This window comes from Variovorax boronicumulans (assembly GCF_029892485.1).
GTDB classification, from domain to species: domain Bacteria; phylum Pseudomonadota; class Gammaproteobacteria; order Burkholderiales; family Burkholderiaceae_C; genus Variovorax; species Variovorax boronicumulans_B.
Genome location: NZ_JARXVG010000002.1, coordinates 465,948 through 486,466 on the forward strand (window position 1 = coordinate 465,948; position 20,519 = coordinate 486,466).

Annotated in this window: 20 protein-coding genes; 8 read left to right on the plus strand and 12 right to left on the minus strand. The window is 67.7% G+C overall.

What is annotated here, in order from left to right; genetic code table 11:
• Window positions 1-34: 34 nt before the first annotated feature.
• The 4 genes from M2282_RS07315 to bla form a co-directional block, all read right to left on the minus strand.
• Window positions 35-1,276, minus strand: coding sequence for an acyl-CoA dehydrogenase family protein (locus M2282_RS07315; RefSeq protein ID WP_280808108.1), 1,242 nt, complete (start codon window positions 1,274-1,276; stop codon window positions 35-37).
• A 25-nt stretch (window positions 1,277-1,301) separates the two neighbouring features.
• Window positions 1,302-2,873: an AMP-binding protein gene (locus M2282_RS07320; protein ID WP_280808109.1), complete on the minus strand. Its 1,572-nt coding sequence runs from the start codon at window positions 2,871-2,873 to the stop codon at window positions 1,302-1,304.
• Between the two features lie 136 nt (window positions 2,874-3,009).
• Window positions 3,010-4,017 carry a LysR family transcriptional regulator gene (locus M2282_RS07325; protein ID WP_280808110.1) on the minus strand — a complete coding sequence of 336 codons (1,008 nt, stop codon included), beginning with the start codon at window positions 4,015-4,017 and terminating at the stop codon, window positions 3,010-3,012.
• Between the two features lie 75 nt (window positions 4,018-4,092).
• Entirely contained in the window at window positions 4,093-4,980 is an 888-nt protein-coding gene (gene bla, locus M2282_RS07330; RefSeq protein WP_280808111.1) for a class A beta-lactamase, read from the minus strand.
• A 152-nt stretch (window positions 4,981-5,132) separates the two neighbouring features.
• Between bla and M2282_RS07335 the strand changes: the two genes are divergently transcribed.
• The 6 genes from M2282_RS07335 to M2282_RS07360 all read left to right on the plus strand — a co-directional run bounded on the left by M2282_RS07335 (window position 5,133) and on the right by M2282_RS07360 (window position 9,223).
• Window positions 5,133-5,876, plus strand: a complete 744-nt coding sequence (locus M2282_RS07335; protein WP_280808112.1) for a glutamine amidotransferase — start codon at window positions 5,133-5,135, stop codon at window positions 5,874-5,876.
• 109 nt (window positions 5,877-5,985) lie between these two features.
• Window positions 5,986-6,624, plus strand: a complete 639-nt coding sequence (locus M2282_RS07340; RefSeq protein ID WP_280808113.1) for a CDP-alcohol phosphatidyltransferase family protein — start codon at window positions 5,986-5,988, stop codon at window positions 6,622-6,624.
• A gap of 29 nt (window positions 6,625-6,653) precedes the next feature.
• Entirely contained in the window at window positions 6,654-7,235 is a 582-nt protein-coding gene (locus M2282_RS07345) for a glutathione S-transferase family protein (RefSeq protein ID WP_280808114.1), read from the plus strand.
• Between the two features lie 15 nt (window positions 7,236-7,250).
• Window positions 7,251-7,895 carry a histidine phosphatase family protein gene (locus tag M2282_RS07350; protein WP_280808115.1) on the plus strand — a complete coding sequence of 215 codons (645 nt, stop codon included), beginning with the start codon at window positions 7,251-7,253 and terminating at the stop codon, window positions 7,893-7,895.
• 45 nt (window positions 7,896-7,940) lie between these two features.
• The gene (locus tag M2282_RS07355) at window positions 7,941-8,903 is read left to right on the plus strand and encodes a DnaJ C-terminal domain-containing protein (RefSeq protein ID WP_280808116.1); all 963 of its coding nucleotides are present in this window, start codon (window positions 7,941-7,943) and stop codon (window positions 8,901-8,903) included.
• Window positions 8,904-8,905: 2 nt separating this feature from the next.
• Window positions 8,906-9,223 (plus strand): chaperone modulator CbpM, encoded by a 318-nt coding sequence (locus M2282_RS07360; protein WP_280808117.1) that lies wholly within the window; start codon window positions 8,906-8,908, stop codon window positions 9,221-9,223.
• A 24-nt stretch (window positions 9,224-9,247) separates the two neighbouring features.
• Here the strand turns inward: M2282_RS07360 and M2282_RS07365 are convergent, their stop codons facing one another.
• Together M2282_RS07365 and M2282_RS07370 are read right to left on the minus strand one after the other, a co-directional pair.
• The gene (locus M2282_RS07365) at window positions 9,248-10,984 is read right to left on the minus strand and encodes a dipeptidase (protein ID WP_280808118.1); all 1,737 of its coding nucleotides are present in this window, start codon (window positions 10,982-10,984) and stop codon (window positions 9,248-9,250) included.
• A gap of 138 nt (window positions 10,985-11,122) precedes the next feature.
• Entirely contained in the window at window positions 11,123-12,862 is a 1,740-nt protein-coding gene (locus tag M2282_RS07370) for a dipeptidase (RefSeq protein ID WP_280808119.1), read from the minus strand.
• 60 nt (window positions 12,863-12,922) lie between these two features.
• On the opposite strand from M2282_RS07370, the gene M2282_RS07375 reads away from it, so the two are divergent.
• Window positions 12,923-13,504, plus strand: coding sequence for a DNA-3-methyladenine glycosylase I (locus M2282_RS07375; protein WP_280808120.1), 582 nt, complete (start codon window positions 12,923-12,925; stop codon window positions 13,502-13,504).
• Window positions 13,505-13,590: 86 nt separating this feature from the next.
• On the opposite strand, the gene M2282_RS07380 is transcribed toward M2282_RS07375, so the two are convergent.
• From M2282_RS07380 to M2282_RS07400, 5 genes are all read right to left on the minus strand, one after another.
• Window positions 13,591-13,938 (minus strand): alpha/beta hydrolase, encoded by a 348-nt coding sequence (locus M2282_RS07380; RefSeq protein ID WP_280808121.1) that lies wholly within the window; start codon window positions 13,936-13,938, stop codon window positions 13,591-13,593.
• A 164-nt stretch (window positions 13,939-14,102) separates the two neighbouring features.
• The gene (locus M2282_RS07385) at window positions 14,103-14,981 is read right to left on the minus strand and encodes an isocitrate lyase/PEP mutase family protein (RefSeq protein WP_280808122.1); all 879 of its coding nucleotides are present in this window, start codon (window positions 14,979-14,981) and stop codon (window positions 14,103-14,105) included.
• Between the two features lie 4 nt (window positions 14,982-14,985).
• On the minus strand, window positions 14,986-16,446 hold the full coding sequence (locus M2282_RS07390; protein ID WP_280808123.1) for a bifunctional 2-methylcitrate dehydratase/aconitate hydratase: 1,461 nt from the start codon (window positions 16,444-16,446) through the stop codon (window positions 14,986-14,988).
• A gap of 45 nt (window positions 16,447-16,491) precedes the next feature.
• Window positions 16,492-17,658, minus strand: coding sequence for a bifunctional 2-methylcitrate synthase/citrate synthase (prpC, locus tag M2282_RS07395; protein ID WP_280808124.1), 1,167 nt, complete (start codon window positions 17,656-17,658; stop codon window positions 16,492-16,494).
• The gene (locus tag M2282_RS07400) at window positions 17,655-18,071 is read right to left on the minus strand and encodes an acyl-CoA thioesterase (protein ID WP_280808125.1); all 417 of its coding nucleotides are present in this window, start codon (window positions 18,069-18,071) and stop codon (window positions 17,655-17,657) included. Before M2282_RS07400 ends, prpC begins: the two co-directional genes overlap by 4 nt.
• A 113-nt stretch (window positions 18,072-18,184) precedes the next feature.
• Here M2282_RS07400 and M2282_RS07405 point away from each other — a divergent pair, with 113 nt between their 5' ends.
• Window positions 18,185-19,696 (plus strand): short-chain fatty acyl-CoA regulator family protein, encoded by a 1,512-nt coding sequence (locus M2282_RS07405; RefSeq protein WP_280808126.1) that lies wholly within the window; start codon window positions 18,185-18,187, stop codon window positions 19,694-19,696.
• On the opposite strand, the gene M2282_RS07410 is transcribed toward M2282_RS07405, so the two are convergent.
• Window positions 19,638-20,501 (minus strand): hypothetical protein, encoded by an 864-nt coding sequence (locus tag M2282_RS07410; protein ID WP_280808127.1) that lies wholly within the window; start codon window positions 20,499-20,501, stop codon window positions 19,638-19,640. The two genes, M2282_RS07405 and M2282_RS07410, sit on opposite strands and share 59 nt — an antisense overlap.
• Window positions 20,502-20,519 lie beyond the last annotated feature (18 nt).

Below are 20,519 nucleotides of genomic sequence, written 5' to 3' on the forward strand. Positions count from 1 at the left end.
GGTTGTCTCCTGATTCTTTTTGGTGAGGCAGCCGCTACTGCGCGGCTTCGCCGATCAACTCGCGCGCGATGATGTTCTTCTGGATCTCGCTGGTGCCCGTGAGCACCCGGTACATGCGCAGCATGCGAAACAGGAACTCCACGCGCCGCCCCTGCACGATGCCTTCGCCGCCATGGATCTGCACCGCCGAGTCGGCCACGCGAAAGGCCGCCTCGGAGCAGAACAGCTTGGCCATCGCCGCTTCGGCGCGCGGATCGCCGCCGGCATCGATCTGGCGGGCGGTGCAGATCATCAGCGCCCGTGCCGCCGCCAGCTGCGTCGCCATGTCCGCGAGCATGTGCTGGATGGCCTGGAATGCCGCGATCGGCCGGCCGAACTGCCGGCGGCTGCGGGCATGGTCGCGCGCATCCCTGAGCGCCACCGTGGCCAGCCCCACCATGGCGGGGCAATGCAGCAGGCGGTTGACCGTGATGCGGCCCAGCGCCAGCGCCAGGCCCTTGCCGCGCTCGCCGATCATGTTCGCGGCCGGCACGCGGCAGTCGCTCAGCACGATGTCGCCGGTGGTGGACTGGCCGGCCATGGTCTTGTAGCCGGTCTGGACTTCCACGCCCGGCTGGTCCAGCTCGACGAAGAAGGCCGTCACCTCGCGCCGGTCCGGATCCTCCGAGGTGGAGGCCATGAGCACCGCCATGTCGGCGAAGGGCGAACCCGAGATGAAGCGCTTGCGCCCGTTCAGCACGTAGTGGTCGCCGTCCAGGCGCGCCCGGGTCTGCACGGCTCCGGCGTCGGAGCCGGCCTCGGCCTCGGTGAGCGCGAAGCAGATCGCCTTCTCGGCCTGCGCCACGGGCTGGATGAACTGCCGCATCTGCATCGGCGTGGCAACGCGCGCCAGCGCACCCACGCGCGGCGGGCCGCTCAGCTCGCCGAACACGTGTGGCGCGAGCGGCGAGCCGCTGGCATAGATCGACTCCTTGACCAGCACATGATCGAGCAGCGACAGCCCCAGTCCGCCCATCTGCACGGGCAGCGTCATGCCGTAGAAGCCGAGCGCGTGCGAGCGCTGCCAGACGTGGCGCAGCGTCTGCCGGTCGGGGCCGTTCTCATGATCGAGTCCCTTGTCTCGCACCAGCGCGGCCAGCTCGCCGTGCAGGAAATCGCCGATGCGCGCGATGAGCTCGGCGGCGCGCTCCGAGCCTTCGAATGGCCCGCCGAAGAGCGGTGCCTGCCGGTCGGAAGGCGGCGTCGCCGCGATGCCGGGGTGAGTGGGTGTGTCCATGGTCTCTGTGTCCTTCTTCGTGCTGTCAGTTGACGCGGCGGGCATGCCCGGCCCAGTACGGCGTCTGGATCGCCTTGCGCGCGATCTTTCCGTTGGCGTTCTTCTGCAGCGCCGCGACGAACTCGATGCGGCGCGGCCGCTTGAACCCCGCGAGCCGCGCGGCGCAGAACTCATCGAGCGCTGCCAGGTCGGGCGCAACGCCGGGCTTGAGCACGATGTGCGCGGCCACGGCCTCGCCCCATTTCTCGTCGGGCACGCTGAAGACGCAGGCCTCGTCCACGGCCGCATGCTGGTACAGCACCGCCTCGACCTCAGAGGGGTAGACGTTGAAGCCGCCGCTGATGACCATGTCCTTCTTGCGGTCGACGATGTAGATGTAGCCCTCGTCGTCGGCGCGCGCGAGGTCGCCGGTGTGATAGCGGCCGTTCTTCAGGACCTCGGCCGTGAGCTCGGGTGCGCGCCAGTAGCCGGCGAACACGTCGGGGCCGCTGACCACGATCTCGCCGATCTCGCCCGGCGCGACGGCCTGGCCCTCGTCGTCGACGATCTCGACCAGCGACTCCAGGAATGGCCGGCCGCAGGATGCCAGGCGCTCCGGCATGGCGGCGCGCGCGAAGAGGTGGTCCTCGACGCTGAGGCCGCAGACGCCCGAGGTGGTCTCGCCCGCGCCGTAGCCCTGCGACAGCACGGGGCCGAACACGTCCATGGCCTGCATGATGCGGGCCGGCGCCATCGGCGCCGCGCCGTAGCCGAGCCGTTGCAGGTCGGGCAGCGGGCGGTAGCGGCCCTGCAACTCGGCCAGCAGCATGTTGATCATGGTGGGCACCATGAAGGTGTGGGTCACGCGTTCCGTCTTCATCTCCTGCAGGAAACGCGCGGGCTCGAAGCCGGCGAACAGGCGGACCGTCGCGCCGCTGCACAGCGCCGGCACGAGCTGCATGCCGGATGCATGCGTGATCGGGCCGACCAGCCCCAGCAGGTCGCCCGGACGCAGGCCGTCGCTGCGCATGAGGAACTTGCGCAGCTGCGCCAGCCGGTTGCCGAAGGTCTGCATGGCGGCCTTCAGGACGCCGCTCGAGCCCGAGGTGTAGTGCAGCACCGCCAGTTCGTCGGCATGCACACGCGCAGCCACGAAACTGTCGCTCGCTCGCGCCAGCTGGCCTTCGTAGGAAGCGGGTGCGCCCTCGGGTGCGTCCAGCAGCAAGAGGCGCGGCGCCTGGCCCTTCAGCAGCGGCAGGAAGACCTCCGCGCGGGCGGCGGTGGTGACGATCAGCGAGGCTTCGCTGTTGGCGATGACCTCTGCCACCTCGACCGGCGCCAGCCGCGCATTGATCGGCGCCTTCACCAGCGCCGCCTTGTAGCAGGCCAGCTCCAGTTCGACGATCTCGATGCTGTTGGGCAGGTACACGCCGACGCGGTCGCCGCGCGCGAGCCCCAGCCCGCACAGCACGTTGGCCAGGCGGCTGGAACGCTGGTCCAGCTGCGCGTAGGTGATGGAACGCGAGGGGCTCGCGATGGCGATGCGCCCGGCATGGAAGCGGGCCGCACGGGATACGAGGCCGCCGACGTTGGCGACCTCCGAAGGTGCTTGGGGCAAGTTGTCTCCTTTGCGCTCGTGCCGATGCACGGCTGGGGAGAACTGTCGCAGGCGACGGCGCCGGACAACAAATACCGATTAGTGATGCACGGCCATCAAAAATGATGATGGCCGTGCCGGCCGATCGTGCCCGGCGCTATGCCCCGGCACCCTTGCCGGTGCCGTGCAGGAACTCCGCCTCCCATCGGCCGGCTTCGATCATTCCGCGCGCCTCTTCGACCAGCGCTTCCATCACGACCCGGGTGGCCGGGTCGGGCTCGGCGGCCGACGGCGTTGCGAGGGAATAGGTCCGCATCATCTCGGGCTGCACGATCCGTGCGACCAGCCATGGGGGGCCGCTGAGCGGCCCGTCGGACAGCGCGCAGGCCGGTGAAAAAGTGAACCCGGCGCCCGCGAGATAGAGCGAGCGGATCACGCGCGCGGAGTCGTGCTCATGCGCGATGTTCAGCTCCACGCCGAGCTCGGCCGCCGCCGTCTCCACATGCTGGCGGATGCTGAAGCGCCGCGACTGCAGCACCAGCGGCAGCCGGGCGGCGCTGGCGAACGGAAGTTGCAGCCGCCCGGAGCCGGCCGACTTGCGCCGGCCCTTCCCGGAGGTCGCCTGGGCCAGCGCGGTCACCTCGCCCGTCGCGTCATGGCCGCAGATGAACATCGCCTCGCGCGCGAAACGGCGCACCTCGAAGCCGTCGAGGCTCGGTGTGTCCACGAGGATGCCGATGTCCGCGCGGCGATCGACCATCGCCTTGCGCACCATCAGGCTCAGCTCGTCGATGACGAAGACGCGAATCCGCGGATGCGAATGCTTCAGGCGCGCGAGAACCGGCCCCAGAAGCAGCGAGGCCAGCAGGAAGGGCACGGCCACGGTGACCGATCCTTCGGGCCCCTGCGGCCCGCGCTGCAGCCGCTCGCGCATGGCGGCCGCATCGGACAAGAGCCGGCGTGCGTCCTGGTACAGCTGCAGCCCGGCGGCCGTCGGGGTGACGCCGGCGTGGGAGCGCTCCAGGAGCTGCGTGCCCAGCTCGGCTTCGAGCTTCTTGACCTGGGCCGTCAGCGCGGGCTGGGCGACATACAGCGAGACCGCCGCGCGGGACAGGCTGCCGGCTTCCAGCACCGCGATGAAGTAGCGAAGTGATCTCAGATCCATGGAGGGCGGGCCGCGCGGGCCCCTCGAAGTCGGGGCGGCTATTGTGAGGTGCGATGAGCGGTGCGGTGAGCGGACTCAGCCCGCCAGCGCCGCGACCGCGATGCGCGTCGCCGACGCCACGACATCGTTGCGCCCCTTCGCCTCTTTCTCCGGAAACGTCAGGTAGACGGCCAGCACCAGCGGCGCACCGGCCGGCGGCCACAGCACGCCGACGTCGTTCGTGCTGCCGTAGGAACCGGAGCCGGTCTTGTCGCCCACCTTCCAGCCCGCAGGCACGCCGGCCAGGAAGCGTTCGGTGCTGGTGGTGTTGCCCAGCAGCCAGGTCTTGAGCTGCTCCCGCTGCGAGGTGCCCAGCGCGTTGCCCAGCACCAGCCGTTCGACGCTGGCCGCCATCGCCGCGGGCGTGGTGGTGTCGCGCAGGTCGCCGGGGATGGCGGTGTTGAGTTCGGTCTCCCAGCGGTCGAGCCGGAAGACATCGTCGCCGGAAGAACGCGCGAAGGCCGTCACCGCGGGCGGGCCGCCCAGGATCCTGATCAGCAGGTTGGCCGCGCCGTTGTCGCTGTACTGGACGGTGGCGGCGCACAGTTCGGCCACTGTCATGCCCGTCGCGATGTTCTTCTCGGCGATGGGCGAATAGGAGACCAGGTCGCCCTTGCTGTAGGTGATGCGCCGCGCGAGCAGGTCGCCCTCCTTCGCGCTGCGCTCGAGGACGGCCGCGGCCAGCATGAGCTTGAAGGTGCTGCAGAACGGAAAGCGCTCGTCCGCGCGATGCTGAACGCGCGCACCGGTGGCCGTGTTGAAGCCGACGACGCCGAGCCGGCCGCCCGATGCGCTTTCGAGGGCGGCGAGCTGCGCCGACGCATCCTGCTGCGCGCCCTTGGCGGGCCACGCGGTGCAGGCGCTCGCAAGCGGGAGGATGGAAACGGCGAGCAACAGGGTGCGGCGATGGACGAGAGGATTCATGGGTTGTCAGGCGAGTGGTGGATGGAACGAGCCCTGATCGTAGGAGCGCCATCGTGCAGGCCCAAGCGCGCGACGGCCCGTCGGCGTCTCGCCTGTATCGGGTGTAACGGCAGTGCACTGCGACGCCCTCTTGCCTGCGGCATGATCCCGACATGGAGAACACCCGCCCTCACCCCCTCGTCATCGTCAAGCTCGGAGACACCCATGCGGTGCTGCGCGAGCGCCGTGGCGATTTCGAGAACTGGATCGCCGCCGGCCTCGATTCGCAGACCCTGCCGATCGTCGTGATCGATCCGCGCCGCGGCGACATGCTGCCCGCGCCTGACAGCATCGCGGGCGCGGTGCTCACCGGCTCGCACGCGATGGTCTCGCACCGCGAACCCTGGAGCGAGCGCACCGCCGAATGGCTTGCGCAACTCGTGGCGCACAACACGCCGGTGCTGGGCATCTGCTACGGGCACCAACTGCTGGCGCATGCGCTCGGCGGCGAGGCGGGCGACCATCCGCAAGGCATCGAGATCGGCACGGTGACCGTCGCGCTCGACGAAGCCGCCGCCACCGACCCGCTGCTGCGCGACCTGCCACCAGAATTCCCGGCCCATGTGGTGCACCTGCAAAGCGCGCTGCGCCTGCCCGAAGGCGCGGTGCGGCTGGCGGGCAATGCGCACGAACCCGTGCAGGCCTTCCGCGTCGGCGAGAGCGCCTGGGGCGTGCAGTTCCACCCCGAATTCGATGCCGAGACGATGCGCGGCTACATCCACATGCTGGCCGACAACCTGAAGGCCGGTGGCGCCGACCCCGCCGCGCTGCGCGAAAGCGTCGGCGACACCGACACGGCTGCCGCGCTGCTCGGGCGCTTTGCCCGGATCGCGGAGGCACGGCAAGTGCCGGCCTGACTCCCAAAGGCGCCGCGCGGGCGCCTGCACGGAGTCGGAGCGCGACTACAAAGCGCGGCCCGCGCTTGGGTTAAGGTGCGTTCCATTCGTCGATTTCGAAGCGCCCTTCATGACCACCCCCTCCCCCGCACCGGCCCGCAAGCATTTCTCGATGATCCGCGGCTTCCACCTGGCCGACGTGTTCACGCTCGGCAACGCGGCCTGCGGCGTCGGCGGGGTGTTTCTCGCGATGGCCTACATGGCGAGCCACTCGCTCGCGCAGTTTCTCTGGGCGGCGGCGCTCGCGCCGGCGGCTTTCATCTTCGACGTGTTCGACGGCCGCATTGCGCGCTGGCGCCAGACGCATTCGGCGCTCGGGCGCGAACTTGACTCGCTGGCCGACGTGATCTCGTTCGGCGTCGCCCCCGCCGCACTGGCCTTCGCGGCCGGCCTGGACGGCGGATGGGACTGCCTCATCCTCATCTACTTCGTGTGCTGCGGCGTGAGCCGGCTCGCGCGCTACAACGTCACGGCCGAGGCGCTGTCCGAAGGCGCGGACAAGGTGAAGTATTTCGAAGGCACGCCGATCCCGACCAGCGTGGTGCTGGTGGGCGTGCTGGCCTGGGCCGCATGGCAGGGCCGCATCGGCGAGGCCGTCTGGGGCGGAGCCTGGACCATCGGCCCGTGGATGCTGCATCCGCTCGCGCTGCTGTTCGCACTCTCGGGCACGCTGATGGTCAGCAAGACCCTGCGCATTCCCAAGTTCTGACCCCCGTCAAGGCACAAGGAGACACGCCCATGGCCATGAAGCTGTATTTCGACCCGCAAAGCCGCTCGCAGGTCGCCAAGTGGATGCTCGACGAAGCCGGCGCCGACTACGAGATCGTGCCCACCCTCACCAAGGACAAGGCGCACAAGCGCCCGGAGTACCTGAAGATCAACCCGGCCGGCAAGCTGCCCGCATTGGTCGACGGCCGCACGCGCATCTTCGAGAACGCGGCCATCTGCATGTACATCGCCGAGAAGTTTCCCGGCAAGCGGCTCGCGCCTCATATCGGCACGCCCGAGCGTGGCCGCTACCTGTCGCTGATGGTCTATTCGACCGCGCAGCTCGAGCCCTCGATGGGCGACAGCCTGATGAAGGTCCGCAGCAACAACAGCGCGCGCGGCTGGACCAATTTCGAAGAGGCCAAGGACGCGGTCGAACGCGAACTCGGCTACGGCCCGCACCTCTTTGGCAAGCAGTTCACCGCGGCCGACGTGATGATCGGCTCATGCCTCATCTGGCACCGCGCCTTCGGCGGCAAGCTGAACCGCCCGAAGCTGGACGCCTACATCGACCGCCTGCAGGCGCGCCCCAAGGGCATGAAGTTCGGCTGAAGCAGGCATCGACCCATGTCACAAGCCACCTCTTCCCCGCACACGGCCGCCGGAGGCCTGGACCAGCTGGTGCGCATGGCCGCAACGCAGCCGCTCGCGCCGGATTGCGACCACTTCTATTTCCTGCGCCATGGCCAGACCGGGCGCAATGCGCTGCGCATCTTCCAGGCGGTCGATGAACCATTGAGCGAGCTCGGCCTGCAGCAGGCCGCGCATGCGGCCGAGCTGCTGGCGGGCGAGCCGATCCGCACCATCGTCTGCAGCGACGCACGCCGCGCCTTCGACACCGCCCACACGGTCGGTGCCGCGCTGCGCCTGGTGCCCACGGCGCAGGCCGAACTGCGCGAGCGCAACTTCGGCGCGCTGATCGGCACCTCGTCCGCCAACATCGACTGGGCCTGCGAGCCCGAGGGCGGCGAGACGCTCACGCAGTTCGTCGCCCGCAAGCGCGCCGCGCTCGATGCGGCCCTGAAGCAGCCCGCGCCGGTGCTGGTGGTGGCGCACGGCGGCACGCTGTACGCGCTGGCCGCGCTGCTGGGCGTGCCCATCGACGTCACCGTGCTCGGCAACGCGCAGCCATTGCGTTTTTCGCGCAGCGGCCCCACATGGGCCGTGACGCCGCTGTTGCGGCATGCAGGCGGCGAGGCAGCCCTGGCATAGCCGGGCCGCCCGGTACGCCGTCCAACGAAACCACCCACCGACACCATGGAATTCAAGGACTACTACAGCGCACTGGGCATCGAACGCACCGCGTCCGACGACGAGGTGCGCAAGGCCTACCGCAAGCTCGCCCGCAAATACCACCCCGACGTCAGCAAGGAGCCCGACGCCGAGAAGCGCATGCGCGAGATCAACGAGGCCAAGGACGTGCTGGGCGACAAGGAAAAGCGCGCGTCCTACGACGCGCTGGCGGATCGCGTCGCGCGCGGCGGCAGCCCCGAGGGCGACTTCCAGCCGCCGCCGGGATGGGACTCGGGCTTCGAGTTCCACCGCGGCCCGCGCCAGGGCCCGGCCGACCATGCGGACTTCAGCGAGTTCTTCTCGTCGATGTTCGGCGAGGCCGAGCGGCGCGGGGCCGCGCGGCAGAACTACCGCGCGCGCGGCGAAGACCATCACGCGGCCATCGAGATTGCCATCGAAGACGCGCTCAACGGCGCCGAGCGCGAGATCACGCTGCGCGCGCAGACCGTCGATGCGCAAGGCCACCCACAGTGGGAGAACCGCACGCTCAGCGTGAAGATCCCGCCGGGCGTGCACCCGGGCCAGTTCATCCGCCTCGCGGGGCAAGGCATGCCCGGCCATGGCGGCGAGCCGGCCGGCGACCTGTACCTCGAAGTGCGCATCGCACCGCACAAGCTCTACCGCGTGGAAGAGCGCGACATCTACATGACGCTGCCCGTCACGCCCACCGAGGCCGCGCTGGGCGCGCAGGTGCAGGTGCCTACACCGGGCGGCGGCGTGGTCGAGGTCACGGTGCCGCGCAATGCGCGCGGCGGCATGAAGCTGCGACTGAAGGGCCGCGGCCTCAAGGGCAAGACGCCCGGCGACCTGTACCTGCTGATCGAGATCGCGCTGCCGCCGGCCGACAGCGACGCCGTGCGCGCCGCCTACGAGCAGCTCGCGCAGGCGGCTTCTTCGTTCAACCCGCGCCAGCACCTGGGAGTCTGAGCATGGCGACTGTTTCCGTCACAACCGCAACCGCGATCAGCGCCTCGCAACCGCTCGCGCTGAACGAACTGGCCCACGCCGTGGGCGCCGACGCCGCCTGGGTGGTGCAACTGGTCGAGGTCGGCATCGTGCAGGTCACCACGGCCGACGCGCCGCCCGAGCGCTGGCAGTTCTCCAGCACCGACCTGCAGTGCGCGCTGGAGGCCCGCCGGCTCGAACGCGACTTCGGCGTGGGCCTCGATGCCGCCGCGCTGATCCTCGACCTGCAGCACGAGGTACGGCGGCTCAAGGCCGTGCTGCAGGCGCACGGCGTGCGCTGAGCGCAGGCTCCCGGAGCGCCCCGCTTATTGCATCTGCTGCAGGTTGCCGATGCGCACCAGCATCTCGGTGAACATCTGCAGGTCGGCCTCGAGGTCGGGCACTTCCTTGTATTCCTTGGCGTTGTGCCCCGTGTATTTCTTGCCGGGCATGCCGGGGCCGAAGCTGATCGCGTTGGGCATCTGCTTGGCCGTGGTGGCGCCCGCCGCGGACACGGGCTTGGCCTCGAGCCCGGTGGTGTCGCCGTAGATGTTGAGCAATGTCGAGAGCCACTGGCCCGAGGGGTCGCGCGCCATCCAGTTGCCCTGGTCGTACTTGATCTCGACCTTGGCCTTGTTCGCCGCGGCCCATTCGTTGATCTTCGCTTCCACCTGCGCCTTCAGCTCGTCGGGCGTGCGGCCGCGCGGCATGCGCGTGTTGACCGCCATGACCAGCCGGCCATCGGCGCCGGTGCGGATCAGGTTGGGCGAAAACGTCAACGGGCCCATGAAGTCGTCCTTGTAGCCCACGCCCATCTTCTCGCCGAGATAGCCGGTGCCGTAGAGCGCATCGATGTACTTGATGGCCTTCAGGAACTGGTTGTCGGCCAGCGCGATGCCCGACTCCTGCAGGAACAGGCCCAGGCGCGGCAGCGGGTTCACGCCGTTCTGGGGTTCCGAGCCGTGGGCCGAAGTGCCGGTGACCTTGATGTCGACGCTGTCCGCGCCGCGCGTGACGGCGATCGCGAACTTGCCCTGCGGCTCGTACTTCTGCAGGAAGGCGGGCTTCGCGGCTTCGAGCTTCGCGAGCGCGGCCGCGAGGTCGCCGCCCTTGAGCGTGGCGGTGGCAGTCTGCGAGATCGCATTGACCGCGGCGGCCGCGCCCATGTCGGTAATCGCGGTCACGGTGCCATCGGTTTTTTCCGCGGGGAAGAACACGCTCAGCGAGCCCGCGCCCTTCTCGGCCACGACCGCCGGGTAGCCGCTGTCGAGCACGATGTTGTATTCGGGCAGCTTGGTCTTGCCGCGGTAGTACTCCATGGCATCGCCGCCGGTTTCCTCGGTGGTCTCGATCATCAGGCGCATGGTGCGCTGGATCGGGAGGCCGCTTTCCTTCACTGTTTTCATGGCGTAGAGCACGGCCGCGATGGAGCCCTTGTCGTCGATGGTGCCGCGGCCGTAGAGGCGGTCGCCCACGCGCTTGAGCGTGAAAGGATCGAGCTTCGTGCCATCGTCGAGCACCCATTCGGAGAGCACCGCGGGCACCACGTCCGAATGCGTGAGGATGCCGAACTCCTCGCTGCCCTTGCCCTTCAGGCTCACCTCGAAGATGCGGTTGTCGACGTTGCGGTAAGCCAGGCCGAAATCCTTCGCCATCTTCTCGACCAGCTTGCCGAAATCGATGATCGTCGGGTTCTCGTGCGGCGGAATCTGCACGTTGCGCGCCGTCGGCAGCGCCACCATGGTGCCCAGGCTCGCGATCACCGCCTTCTGGTTGTGCAGGCGGTTGTAGAGGCCAAGCAGCCGCGCGATGTTGGTGAGGTCGTCGCCGGCCAGCGGCGCCTTCTTGCGGTAGGCGGCCACGGCGGGCTTCAACTCGGGATTGGCCTTCTCGGCCTGGGCGAGAAAGGCATTGAAACTGGCGGCGGGCTTGCCGCCTTGCCAGGCCGCGGCCAACTGGTCGAGCGCGGGTTTCTTGAGCGTTTCTGCAAAGGCCGGTGCGGTGAGGCCTGCTGCCATCAAGCCCATGGTAAGGACCGACAACGAGACGCGAAATTGCTGCATGAAGGTGACTCCCTGTTCACGAAAAATGGAGCCTTCGACGATAACCCGGGCCATGCTTGCGGCATGCCGCATCGCGCTACGAAGAAACGTAGCGGATGAGGCGCAAGGTGCAGCTTTAGGTTTGCAGACCGTGTGCCATCACTGCATCTGCTGCAGGTTGCCGATGCGCACCAGCATCTCGGTGAACATCTGCATGTCGGCATCGAGGTCCGGCACTTCCTTGTATTCCTTGGCGTTGTGCGCGGTGTATTTCTTGCCCGGCATCGCGGGGCCGAAGTTGATCGCGTTGGGCATCAGCTTGGCGGTCGTGCTGCCGGCCGTGGGCACGGGCTTGGCTTCGAGGCCGGTGGTGCTGCCGTAGATGTCGAGCAAGGTCGAAAGCCATGCGCCCTTGGGGTCGCGGGCCATCCAGTTGCCCTGGTCGTAATTCACTTCGAGCTTGACCTGGTTCGCTGCAGCCCATGCGTCGACCTTGGCTGTCACCTGCGATTTCAGCTCATCGGGCGTGCGGCCGCGCGGCATGCGCACATTGGTCGTCATCTCGAGCTTGCCGTCGGTGCCCATGCGGATCAGGTTGGGCGAGAGAGTCAGCGGGCCCATGAAGTCATCCTTGTAGCCCAGGCCCATCTTCTCGCCGAGGTAACCGGTGCCGTACAGGCCGTCGATGTACTTCACGGCCTTCAGGTAGTGATTGGCGGCGAGCGGCACGCCCGACTCCTGCAGGAAGAGCGCAAGGCGCGGCAATGGGTTCACGCCCTCTTCCGGACGAGAGCCGTGCGCCGAAGTGCCGGTGACCTTGATCTCGATGCTGTCGGCGCCGCGCGCAATGTCGATCGTGAACTTGCCGCCTTGCGATTCGTACTTCTGCAAGAAAGCGGACTTGGCGGCCTCGAGCTTCGCGGCCACTGCGGCGAGATCGCCGCCCTTGAGCGTCGCGGCCGCTGTTTGCGAGATCGCATTGGCGGATGCGGCACCGCTCATCGCCGTGATCGCGGTCGATGCAGCGTCCGTGGTCTCCGCGGGGAAGAACACCTTGAGCGCCCCCGATCCCTTCTCCGCCACGACCGCGGGGTACTTGCTGTCGAGCACGATGTTGTAGGCCGGCAGCTGCGTCTTCGTGCGGTAGTACACCATCGCATCGCCGCCGGTTTCCTCGGTCGTCTCGATCATCAGGCGGATGCTGCGGTCGATGGGCAGGCCGCTGTCCTTCACGGCCTTCATGGCGTAGAGCACGGCGGCGATGGAGCCCTTGTCGTCGATGGTGCCGCGGCCGTAGAGGTAGTCGCCCACGCGGGTCATCGTGAAGGGGTCGAGCTTCGTGCCGTCGTCCAGCACCCATTCGGAGAGCACCGCGGGCACCACGTCCGAATGCGTGAGGATGCCGAACTCTTCGCTGCCCCTGCCCTTCAGGCTCACCTCGAAGATGCGGTTGTCGACATTGCGCCAGGCCAGGCCGAAGTCCTTTGCCATCTTCTCGACCAGCCTGCCGAAATCGATGATCTGCGGGCTTTCGTGAGGCGGCACCTGCACATTGCGCACCGTGGGAATCGCGACCATGGTGCCGATGCTCGCGATCACGGCCTGCTGGTTCTGCAGGCGGTTGTAGAGGCCGAGCAGCCGCGCGATGTTGACGAGGTCGTCGCCAGCCAGCGTTGCCTTGCTGCGGTAGGCGGCAACGGCGGGCTGCAGCGCGGCATTTGCCTTGGCAGCCTGCGCGAGGAAGGCATCGAAATCGACGGGCGCCTTGCCGCCGCTTTTCCACGCAGCGGCCAACTGGTCGAGCGCCGGTTTCTGGAGCGTTTCGGCAAATGCCGGTGCACCAAGCCCGAGCGCGATGCCCAGCGAAAGGGCCGACAATGAAAATCGAAAACGTTGCATCAGGGTGACTCCCTCATTCTGAAAACATCTCCCGACGATAGCCGAGCGACACATCGAACAATGAACAGCACCGCCGCCGCCACCAACGCCATCCGCTGCGCATGGGCCCAGACCGACCCGTTGCTGGCCGACTACCACGACGCCGAATGGGGCGTGCCCGAATACGACAGCCGCGCCTTATGGGAAAAGCTGATGCTCGACGGCTTCCAGGCCGGGCTCGCGTGGATCACCATCCTGCGCAAGCGCGATGCGTTCCGCAAGGCCTTCCAGGGCTTCGTTCCCGAGAAGGTCGCCAGATTCACCGCCGGCGATGTCGAGCGGCTGATGCAGGACGCGGGCATCGTGCGCGCCCGGGCCAAGATCGAAGCCACCATCGGCAACGCCCGCGCCTACCTGGCCATGCAGGCGGCTGGCGAGGATTTTTCAGAATTCATCTGGGGCATGGCGGGCGGCAAGCCCATCGTCAACAAGACCGGCAAGGTGCCGACGCAGACGCCGCTGTCGGAAGAGATTTCGAAGGCGCTCAAGAAGCGCGGCTTCAAGTTCGTGGGCCCGGTGATCGTCTATGCGTGGATGCAGGCCACGGGCATCGTGGACGACCATGCACCGGACTGCCACCGGCACGGATCGAAGAAGAAATAAACGCCCAACAAAAAACCGGACCGCGCTCTCGCACGGTCCGGTTTCTTGTTTGGCTTGCGACCTGAAGCGGCTTGCGCCGCGACGGATTACAGACCGGCTTGACGCGTGAAGGTCAGGCTCTTCGCTTGCGAGGGGATCACGCTGGCGGCGAACGATTCACGACGCAGGTTCTGGCCCGGTGCGTGCGCAGCGGCAACGGCTTCGCTGCGAACGGTGGCGCGGTCGGTCGAAGCGGTCAGCGCGGGAGCCACGTTGGCCGAAGCGGCGTCGCTGTATTCGTTGCCGGCACGGGCAGCGGCGGCAGCCTGGGGCGCCACGTCGGCGCGGCTGTAGCCGGAGGTCAGGGGTTGCACGCCTTCGTAGGTTTCTGCATGGGCGCCAGCGGCGGCGAGCAGGGAGAGAGCGGCGGCGGCGAGGATGTTCGAGGTCTTCATTTCAATTTCCTTCTTGATTGGGCTTTGGATGCCCTGAAGTTTGCACCACGATTCCAAGGGAAAACCCTACACAATCGAATCGCAGTGTTCATGAAACTGAAACAATGACGCGGAACTTTCTGACCAGGCTAAGTCAAGTGCCCATTCCGCCGCCAAAAACCGGGCTAGTTTGCGTACTTTCTCTCTAGCTCGTCAAGCAATGGCTTGCCGACAAGGCGCTGCCGCTCCGCAAATGGCGCGACCAGCGCCGGGTCTTCATCGAGGCGTCGCGTGTCGCGCAGCACAGTCAATGCACGTTGCATGCCAGCCACCGCGCCCTGCAATGCGGCATTGGCGTAGAGCACGAAGCCGTAGCCCAGTTGGCCCAGCTCCTCGGCGCCAAAGGTGGGCGTCTTGCCGCCGATCACCATGTTCATGAGCTGCGGCTTGCCCAGGCGCCGGGGCAACGCGCGCACTTCATCGGCCAGCGCGACGGCCTCGACGAAGAGGATGTCCGCACCGGCCTCGCCGAACTTCTGCGCGCGCTCGATGGCCGCCTCGAAGCCATGCACGGCCGCCGCATCGGTGCGGGCCATGATGAGCAGGTCGCCGTCCTGCCGCGCATCGACGGCGGCCTTGATCTTGCCGAGCATCTCGCCGGTGTCGATCACCGCCTTGCCCGCGAAGTGGCCGCAGCGCTTGGGGCTCACCTGGTCTTCGAGCTGGATGCAGTCGGCGCCTGCGCGCTCGAGCACGCGCACCGTGTGCCGCACGTTGAGCGCATTGCCAAAGCCCGTGTCTGCATCGACCAAGAGCGGCAGGCTCACCGCATCGCGGATGCGGGCGGTGTGCTCGGCGATCTCGTGCAGCCCCATGAAGGCCTGGTCGGGCAGCCCGAGGTACATGTTGGTCACGCCCGCACCGGTGATGTAGATCGCCTCGAAGCCGAGGTCTTCGACGATGCGGGCCGACATCGCATTGAATGCGCCCGGCAACAGCACACCGCGGCGCGCCTCGGCCAGCCGGCGCAGTGCCTTCTTCGGCGACTCGTTGTTCACGCGCATGGCATCAGGCCGCGTAGAGATCGACGTACTCGTTCACCGGCATGGCCTCGAGCTTCTTGGCATCCAGCGACACATCCAGGATCGCCTGCTGCTGCTTCTGCGCGAAGCGGCGCGCGAGGTTGGTCCGGAACTTGGCCTCGAGCAAGGGAATGCCGTCCGCGCGGCGGCGCTTGTGGCCGATCGGGTACTCGACAACGATCTCCGAAAAGCTGGTGCCGTCCTTGAACTCGACGGTCAGCGCATTGGCGATGCTGCGCTTCTCGGGGTCGTGGTAGTCGGCGGTGAACCTGGGGTCTTCCACGCAGACGATCTTGTCGCGCAGCGCGTCGATGCGCGGGTCGTTCGCCACGCTGTCTTCGTAGTCGCCGGCCGTCAGGCGCCCGAAGATCATCGGCACCGCCACCATGTACTGGATGCAGTGGTCGCGGTCCGCCGGATTGTTCAGCGGCCCCTTCTTGTCGATGATGCGGATGCAGGCCTCGTGCGTGCGGATCGTCACTCGGCGGATGTCGTCCACCGTCTTGCCGGACTTCTGCAGTTGCGCATGCAGCGCCATGCCCGCCTCCACCGCCGTCTGGCTGTGGAACTCGGCCGGGAAGCTGATCTTGAACAGCACGTTCTCCATCACGTAGCTACCGTAGGGCCGCTGGAACTTGAAAGGCTGCCCCTTGAACAGCACGTCGTAGAAGCCCCAGGTCCTGGCGGTGAGCACGCTCGGGTAGCCCATCTCGCCGGTCTTGGCGATCAGCGCCAGGCGCACGGCGCGGCTCGTCGCATCGCCCGCGGCCCAGCTCTTGCGGCTGCCGGTGTTGGGCGCATGGCGGTAGGTGCGAAGACTCTGGCCATCGACCCACGCGAGCGACACCGCATTGACGATCTCATCGCGCGAGAGGCCCATGAGACGCGCCACCACGGCGGTCGATGCGACCTTCACCAGCACGACGTGATCGAGCCCGACCTTGTTGAACGAGTTCTCCAGCGCGAGGCAGCCCTGGATCTCGTGCGCCTGGATCAGCCCGGTGAGCACGTCGCGCATCGTGAGCGGTGCACGCCCCGCGGCCACCGCATTGCGGCTCAGCCAGTCGGCCGTCGCGAGGATGCCGCCCAGGTTGTCGCTCGGATGTCCCCACTCCGCCGCGAGCCAGGTGTCGTTGAAATCGAGCCAGCGGATCATCGTGCCAATGTTGAAGGCGGCCTGGATCGGGTCGAGCTGATACGGCGTCCCCGGCACCTTCGCGCCATGGGGCACCACCGTGCCGGGCACGACCGGGCCGAGCAGCTTGGTGCAGGCCGGGTACTCGAGCGCCTCCAGGCCGCAGCCGAGCGTATCGATCAGGCAGTGCCGCGCGGTTTCATAGGCGAGCGCGCTGGTGATCTGCTGGTGCGCGAGCACGTAGTCGACGATGTCGACCAGCACCTGGTCGGGTTCGGGGCGGACGTTGCTGATGGGAGCGGAAGCGGACATGGTTCTTCTCTGTTGCGGTAAACGGTACGAAGCGGTGCGGAGGCCTCAACGGCGGTCCGAGATGGGCACGAAGATCAGGTCTTCGGGCCCGGTGTAGTTCGCGCTGGGCCGGATGATCTTGTTGTCCTGCCGCTGCTCGATGATGTGCGCCGCCCAGCCGCTGGTGCGCGCGATCACGAAGAGCGGCGTGAACATCGCGGTCGGCACGCCCAGCATGTGATAGCTCACGGCGCTGAACCAGTCGAGGTTGGGGAACATCTTCTTCGCGTCCCACATGACGGCTTCGAGCCGTTCGGCAATGTCGTACATGCGGGTGGAGCCGGCCTCGTCCGAGAGCTTCTTCGCCACGCGCTTGATGACCACGTTGCGCGGGTCCGAGACGGTGTAGACCGGATGGCCGAAGCCGATCACGACCTCCCTGGCCTCCACGCGGCGGCGGATGTCGGCCTCGGCCTCGTCGGGCGTGTCGTAGCGCTTCTGGATCTCGAAAGCCACCTCGTTGGCCCCTCCATGCTTGGGCCCGCGCAGCGCACCGATGGCGCCGGTGATGGCCGAGTACACATCGGACCCCGTGCCCGCCACCACGCGCGCGGTGAAGGTCGAGGCGTTGAATTCGTGCTCGGCATAGAGGTTGAGCGAGGTATGCATCGCGCGCTCCCAGCTCGCCGAGGGCGCGCGGCCATGCAAGAGGTGCAGGAAGTGCGCGCCTATCGATTCATCGTCGGTCTCCACCTCGATGCGCCGGCCCTGCGTGGACCAGTGGTACCAGTACAGCAGCATCGAGCCGAGCGATGCCATCAGGCGGTCGGCGATGTCGCGCGCGCCCGGCAGCGAATGGTCGTCCTTTTCGGGCAGCACGCAGCCGAGCGCGGAGACGCCGGTGCGCATCACGTCCATCGGATGCGCACTCGCGGGAAGGCGCTCCAGCGCCTCCTTCACGCTTGCGGGCAGGCCGCGCATCGCCTTCAGGCGGCCCTTGTAGGCGCGCAGTTCGGGAGCGGTCGGCAGCTTGCCGTGCACCAGCAGGTGCGCGATTTCCTCGAACTCGCAGACATCGGCGATGTCCAGGATGTCGTAGCCGCGGTAGTGCAGGTCGTTGCCCGTGCGGCCGACGGTGCACAGCGCGGTGTTGCCCGCGGTCACGCCCGAGAGCGCGACGGATTTCTTGGGCTTGAAGCCACTGGCTTGCGCGCTGTCTGTGGTCAGGGTCATACGGTCTCCTCGAATGTCTTTTTTTCATGAAGGCGCGGCGTGTTCGCCAACCGCACCGGGCGTCCGGCGGCGTCCACGGCCACCATCTCGAACTCGCCGTCGAGCACGCGTGTGAGCGCTTCGGTGGCGACGTCCTGCACGCTACCCGCCACGCGCACGGTGAGCGAGCTGCGGCCCACGCGCGAGACGTGCGCTTCAAGCACCAGCGTGCTGCCCAGCGGCACCGGCGAATGGAACAGCACCTCGCCGCAGCGCGCCATGACCACGTCGCCGCGCACGAAGCCTCGGCCGCTGAGGAACGCCGCCTTCGACAGCAACTGCAGCGCTTGCCCACCGAACAGCGTGCCGTAGTGGTTGGTGTGTTCCGGGAACACCACCTCGATCAACCGGACCGTGCCTCGAGCGTTTTGCATGATTCGCAATTTACGCAAGATCGTCACCATAATGAAGGACTGAATTGGCGAATGATTGCGAAGACCACGCACCATATTTGCGAATCTTGCGAACATCAAAAATGGAGCTAACGATGAAGAAGACCTTCATGGGCGTGCGGCTGCGAAGCCTGCGCGAAGAGCGCGGCCTGAGCCAGCTCGCGCTCGCCCAACAGCTCGGCCTGTCGCCCAGCTACCTCAACCAGATCGAGCAGAACCAGCGGCCGCTCACCGTGCCGGTGCTGCTGCGCCTGCACGCCACATTGGGCGTCGACATCCAGGCCTTTTCCGAAGACGAAGAAGCACGCCTCGTCGCGAGCCTGCGCGAGGCGCTGGCCGACAACCCGGGCGGCGACACGGTCGCGCTCGCCGAACTGCGCGAAGTCGCCACGCAGATGCCTGCGGTGGGCCGCGCACTGGTCGCGCTGCACCAGCGGCACCGCGATGCGATGGAGCGCCTCGAAGCACTGGCCAGTGAACTCGGCGATGGCCGCGGCGACCTCGCGCGCATGCCGCAGGCACGGCCGATGCCCTTCGAGGAAGTGCGCGACTTCTTCTTCGCGCACCAGAACCACATCGCCCAGCTCGACGACACCGCCGAGGCTTTCTCCGCCGAGTGGCGGCTGCGCGAAGGCAACCCCGGCGACCGGCTTGCACAGCGCCTGCTCGAAGCACACGGCGTACAGGTGATTCCCGCCGAAGACGACGAAGGCGGCGCGCAACGCCGCTTCGATCCGGCCACGCGCGTGCTCCGGCTCTCGCGCTACCTGGAGCCGGGCCAGCACGCCTTCCAGCTGGCAACGCAGCTCGCCTTTCTCGAACTCGGCGACACGATCGACACGCTGGTTGCCGAGGCACCGCTGTCGAGCGACACCGCGCGGTCGCTCGCACGCATCGGCCTCGCGAACTACTTTGCCGCCGCGCTGCTGCTGCCCTACGGCGTGTTCCTCGAAGCGGCCGAGCAACTGCGCTACGACATCGACCAGCTCGCGCGCCGCTTCGGCGTGGGCTTCGAGACCATCTGCCACCGCCTGAGTTCGCTGCAGCGGCCGGAGGCGCGCGGCGTGCCCTTCTTCCTCATCCGCGTCGACCGTGCCGGCAACATCTCCAAGCGCCAGTCGGCCACGCACTTCCACTTTTCGAAAACCGGCGGCACCTGCCCGCTATGGAACGTGTACGAGGCCTTCGCGCAACCGGGCCGTGTGCTGACGCAGCTCGCGCGCATGCCCGACGGCCGCGCCTATCTCTGGATCGCGCGCACCGTGTCGCACGGCTACCGCGGCTTCGGCTCGCCCAACAAGACCTTCTCGATCGGCCTGGGCTGCGACATCAGCCACGCGACGCGGCTCGTCTATTCCAAGGGCATGGACCTGCGCGACCCCGAGGTGCCGACGCCCATCGGTGCGGGTTGCAAGGTGTGCGAGCGCGAGGCCTGCCCGCAGCGGGCGTTTCCGTTCGTGGGCCGGCCACTCGACGTGGACGAGAACCAGAGCCGCTTCATGCCCTATGCCGCGGCGCCCGACAGGTACGGTGCGGCGCGCACCGCGCTCAAGAGCGGGGCCAGCCGCGCACCAGCGTCCGGATCGCCACGGCGCCGCTCCCCTTGACCTCGGCGCGATAGGCGCCCACCAGCGCTTCGCGCTCGGCCGCGGCCTGCGGGTCATTGCGCCAGGCGAGCAAGGCGGCGACGTCTGCGTCCGGCAACGCCGCGAGCAGCGCTTGCGTGACCTGCTTTTCGAACTCGCGCGCGACAGTCAGCAGGTTGCGCGGACGCGGCGAAGTGATGCCGCGCGACCACAGCGTGTCGACGGCCATGTCGAGCGTGCGATCGGGCAGCGAGGTGAACTGGCCGGCGTTGCCGCGGGCGAGTTGCTTGACGACGGAACTCAGCAATAACTGGCTCGAGAAATCGACTTCGCGAACGTCGGCCACGGCCATGCGTTCGAGCAATTCGATGCGTGCCGGATCGGCCGGCTTCGCGCGCTCGCGGTTGAAGAACTCGATCTTTCCGGCGTCGTCCATCGCAGCGTAGTCGGCACGCAGCTTGGCGAAGCGGGCCACGGCCTCCTGCACCTGAGCGCTCGGCGCGGCACCACCCTTCCCGGCAGCGGCCACCTCCTGCTGGATCGCAGCCACCGAGGCCTTCACGTCGAAGGACCGCGCGGCTGCGGTGTCCAGCGCCGCGAGCGCCTTGTCGGCGATGGCCTGGTCCGGCGGGTCCAGCAGTTGCCGCGCATCGCGCGACACGGCGCCCGGCGCATACGCGGCCTGGTAGCGCACCTGCACGCCTTCGAATTGCATCAGGGCCTGCGCGCGATCCTGCGCCCCGGCCAAGGCCGGTGCGAGCAGCAGCGACAACAGGAGAAAAGGGGCAAGGGAGAAACGTTTCGCAATGTGGAGAGAGACAGTCATGGCGCCATTATTGGCGCT

What these genes read in the sequence shown, in the direction of transcription:
- M2282_RS07315 (WP_280808108.1), bottom strand. Translation starts at nt 1,276, where the DNA reads ATGGACACACCCACTCACCCCGGCATCGCGGCGACGCCGCCTTCCGAC.
- M2282_RS07325 (WP_280808110.1), bottom strand. Translation starts at nt 4,017, where the DNA reads ATGGATCTGAGATCACTTCGCTACTTCATCGCGGTGCTGGAAGCCGGC.
- bla (WP_280808111.1), bottom strand. Translation starts at nt 4,980, where the DNA reads ATGAATCCTCTCGTCCATCGCCGCACCCTGTTGCTCGCCGTTTCCATC.
- M2282_RS07335 (WP_280808112.1), top strand. Translation starts at nt 5,133, where the DNA reads ATGGAGAACACCCGCCCTCACCCCCTCGTCATCGTCAAGCTCGGAGAC.
- M2282_RS07340 (WP_280808113.1), top strand. Translation starts at nt 5,986, where the DNA reads ATGACCACCCCCTCCCCCGCACCGGCCCGCAAGCATTTCTCGATGATC.
- M2282_RS07345 (WP_280808114.1), top strand. Translation starts at nt 6,654, where the DNA reads ATGGCCATGAAGCTGTATTTCGACCCGCAAAGCCGCTCGCAGGTCGCC.
- M2282_RS07350 (WP_280808115.1), top strand. Translation starts at nt 7,251, where the DNA reads ATGTCACAAGCCACCTCTTCCCCGCACACGGCCGCCGGAGGCCTGGAC.
- M2282_RS07355 (WP_280808116.1), top strand. Translation starts at nt 7,941, where the DNA reads ATGGAATTCAAGGACTACTACAGCGCACTGGGCATCGAACGCACCGCG.
- M2282_RS07360 (WP_280808117.1), top strand. Translation starts at nt 8,906, where the DNA reads ATGGCGACTGTTTCCGTCACAACCGCAACCGCGATCAGCGCCTCGCAA.
- M2282_RS07365 (WP_280808118.1), bottom strand. Translation starts at nt 10,984, where the DNA reads ATGCAGCAATTTCGCGTCTCGTTGTCGGTCCTTACCATGGGCTTGATG.
- M2282_RS07370 (WP_280808119.1), bottom strand. Translation starts at nt 12,862, where the DNA reads ATGCAACGTTTTCGATTTTCATTGTCGGCCCTTTCGCTGGGCATCGCG.
- M2282_RS07375 (WP_280808120.1), top strand. Translation starts at nt 12,923, where the DNA reads ATGAACAGCACCGCCGCCGCCACCAACGCCATCCGCTGCGCATGGGCC.
- M2282_RS07380 (WP_280808121.1), bottom strand. Translation starts at nt 13,938, where the DNA reads ATGAAGACCTCGAACATCCTCGCCGCCGCCGCTCTCTCCCTGCTCGCC.
- M2282_RS07385 (WP_280808122.1), bottom strand. Translation starts at nt 14,981, where the DNA reads ATGCGCGTGAACAACGAGTCGCCGAAGAAGGCACTGCGCCGGCTGGCC.
- M2282_RS07390 (WP_280808123.1), bottom strand. Translation starts at nt 16,446, where the DNA reads ATGTCCGCTTCCGCTCCCATCAGCAACGTCCGCCCCGAACCCGACCAG.
- prpC (WP_280808124.1), bottom strand. Translation starts at nt 17,658, where the DNA reads ATGACCCTGACCACAGACAGCGCGCAAGCCAGTGGCTTCAAGCCCAAG.
- M2282_RS07400 (WP_280808125.1), bottom strand. Translation starts at nt 18,071, where the DNA reads ATGCAAAACGCTCGAGGCACGGTCCGGTTGATCGAGGTGGTGTTCCCG.
- M2282_RS07405 (WP_280808126.1), top strand. Translation starts at nt 18,185, where the DNA reads ATGAAGAAGACCTTCATGGGCGTGCGGCTGCGAAGCCTGCGCGAAGAG.
- M2282_RS07410 (WP_280808127.1), bottom strand. Translation starts at nt 20,501, where the DNA reads ATGACTGTCTCTCTCCACATTGCGAAACGTTTCTCCCTTGCCCCTTTT.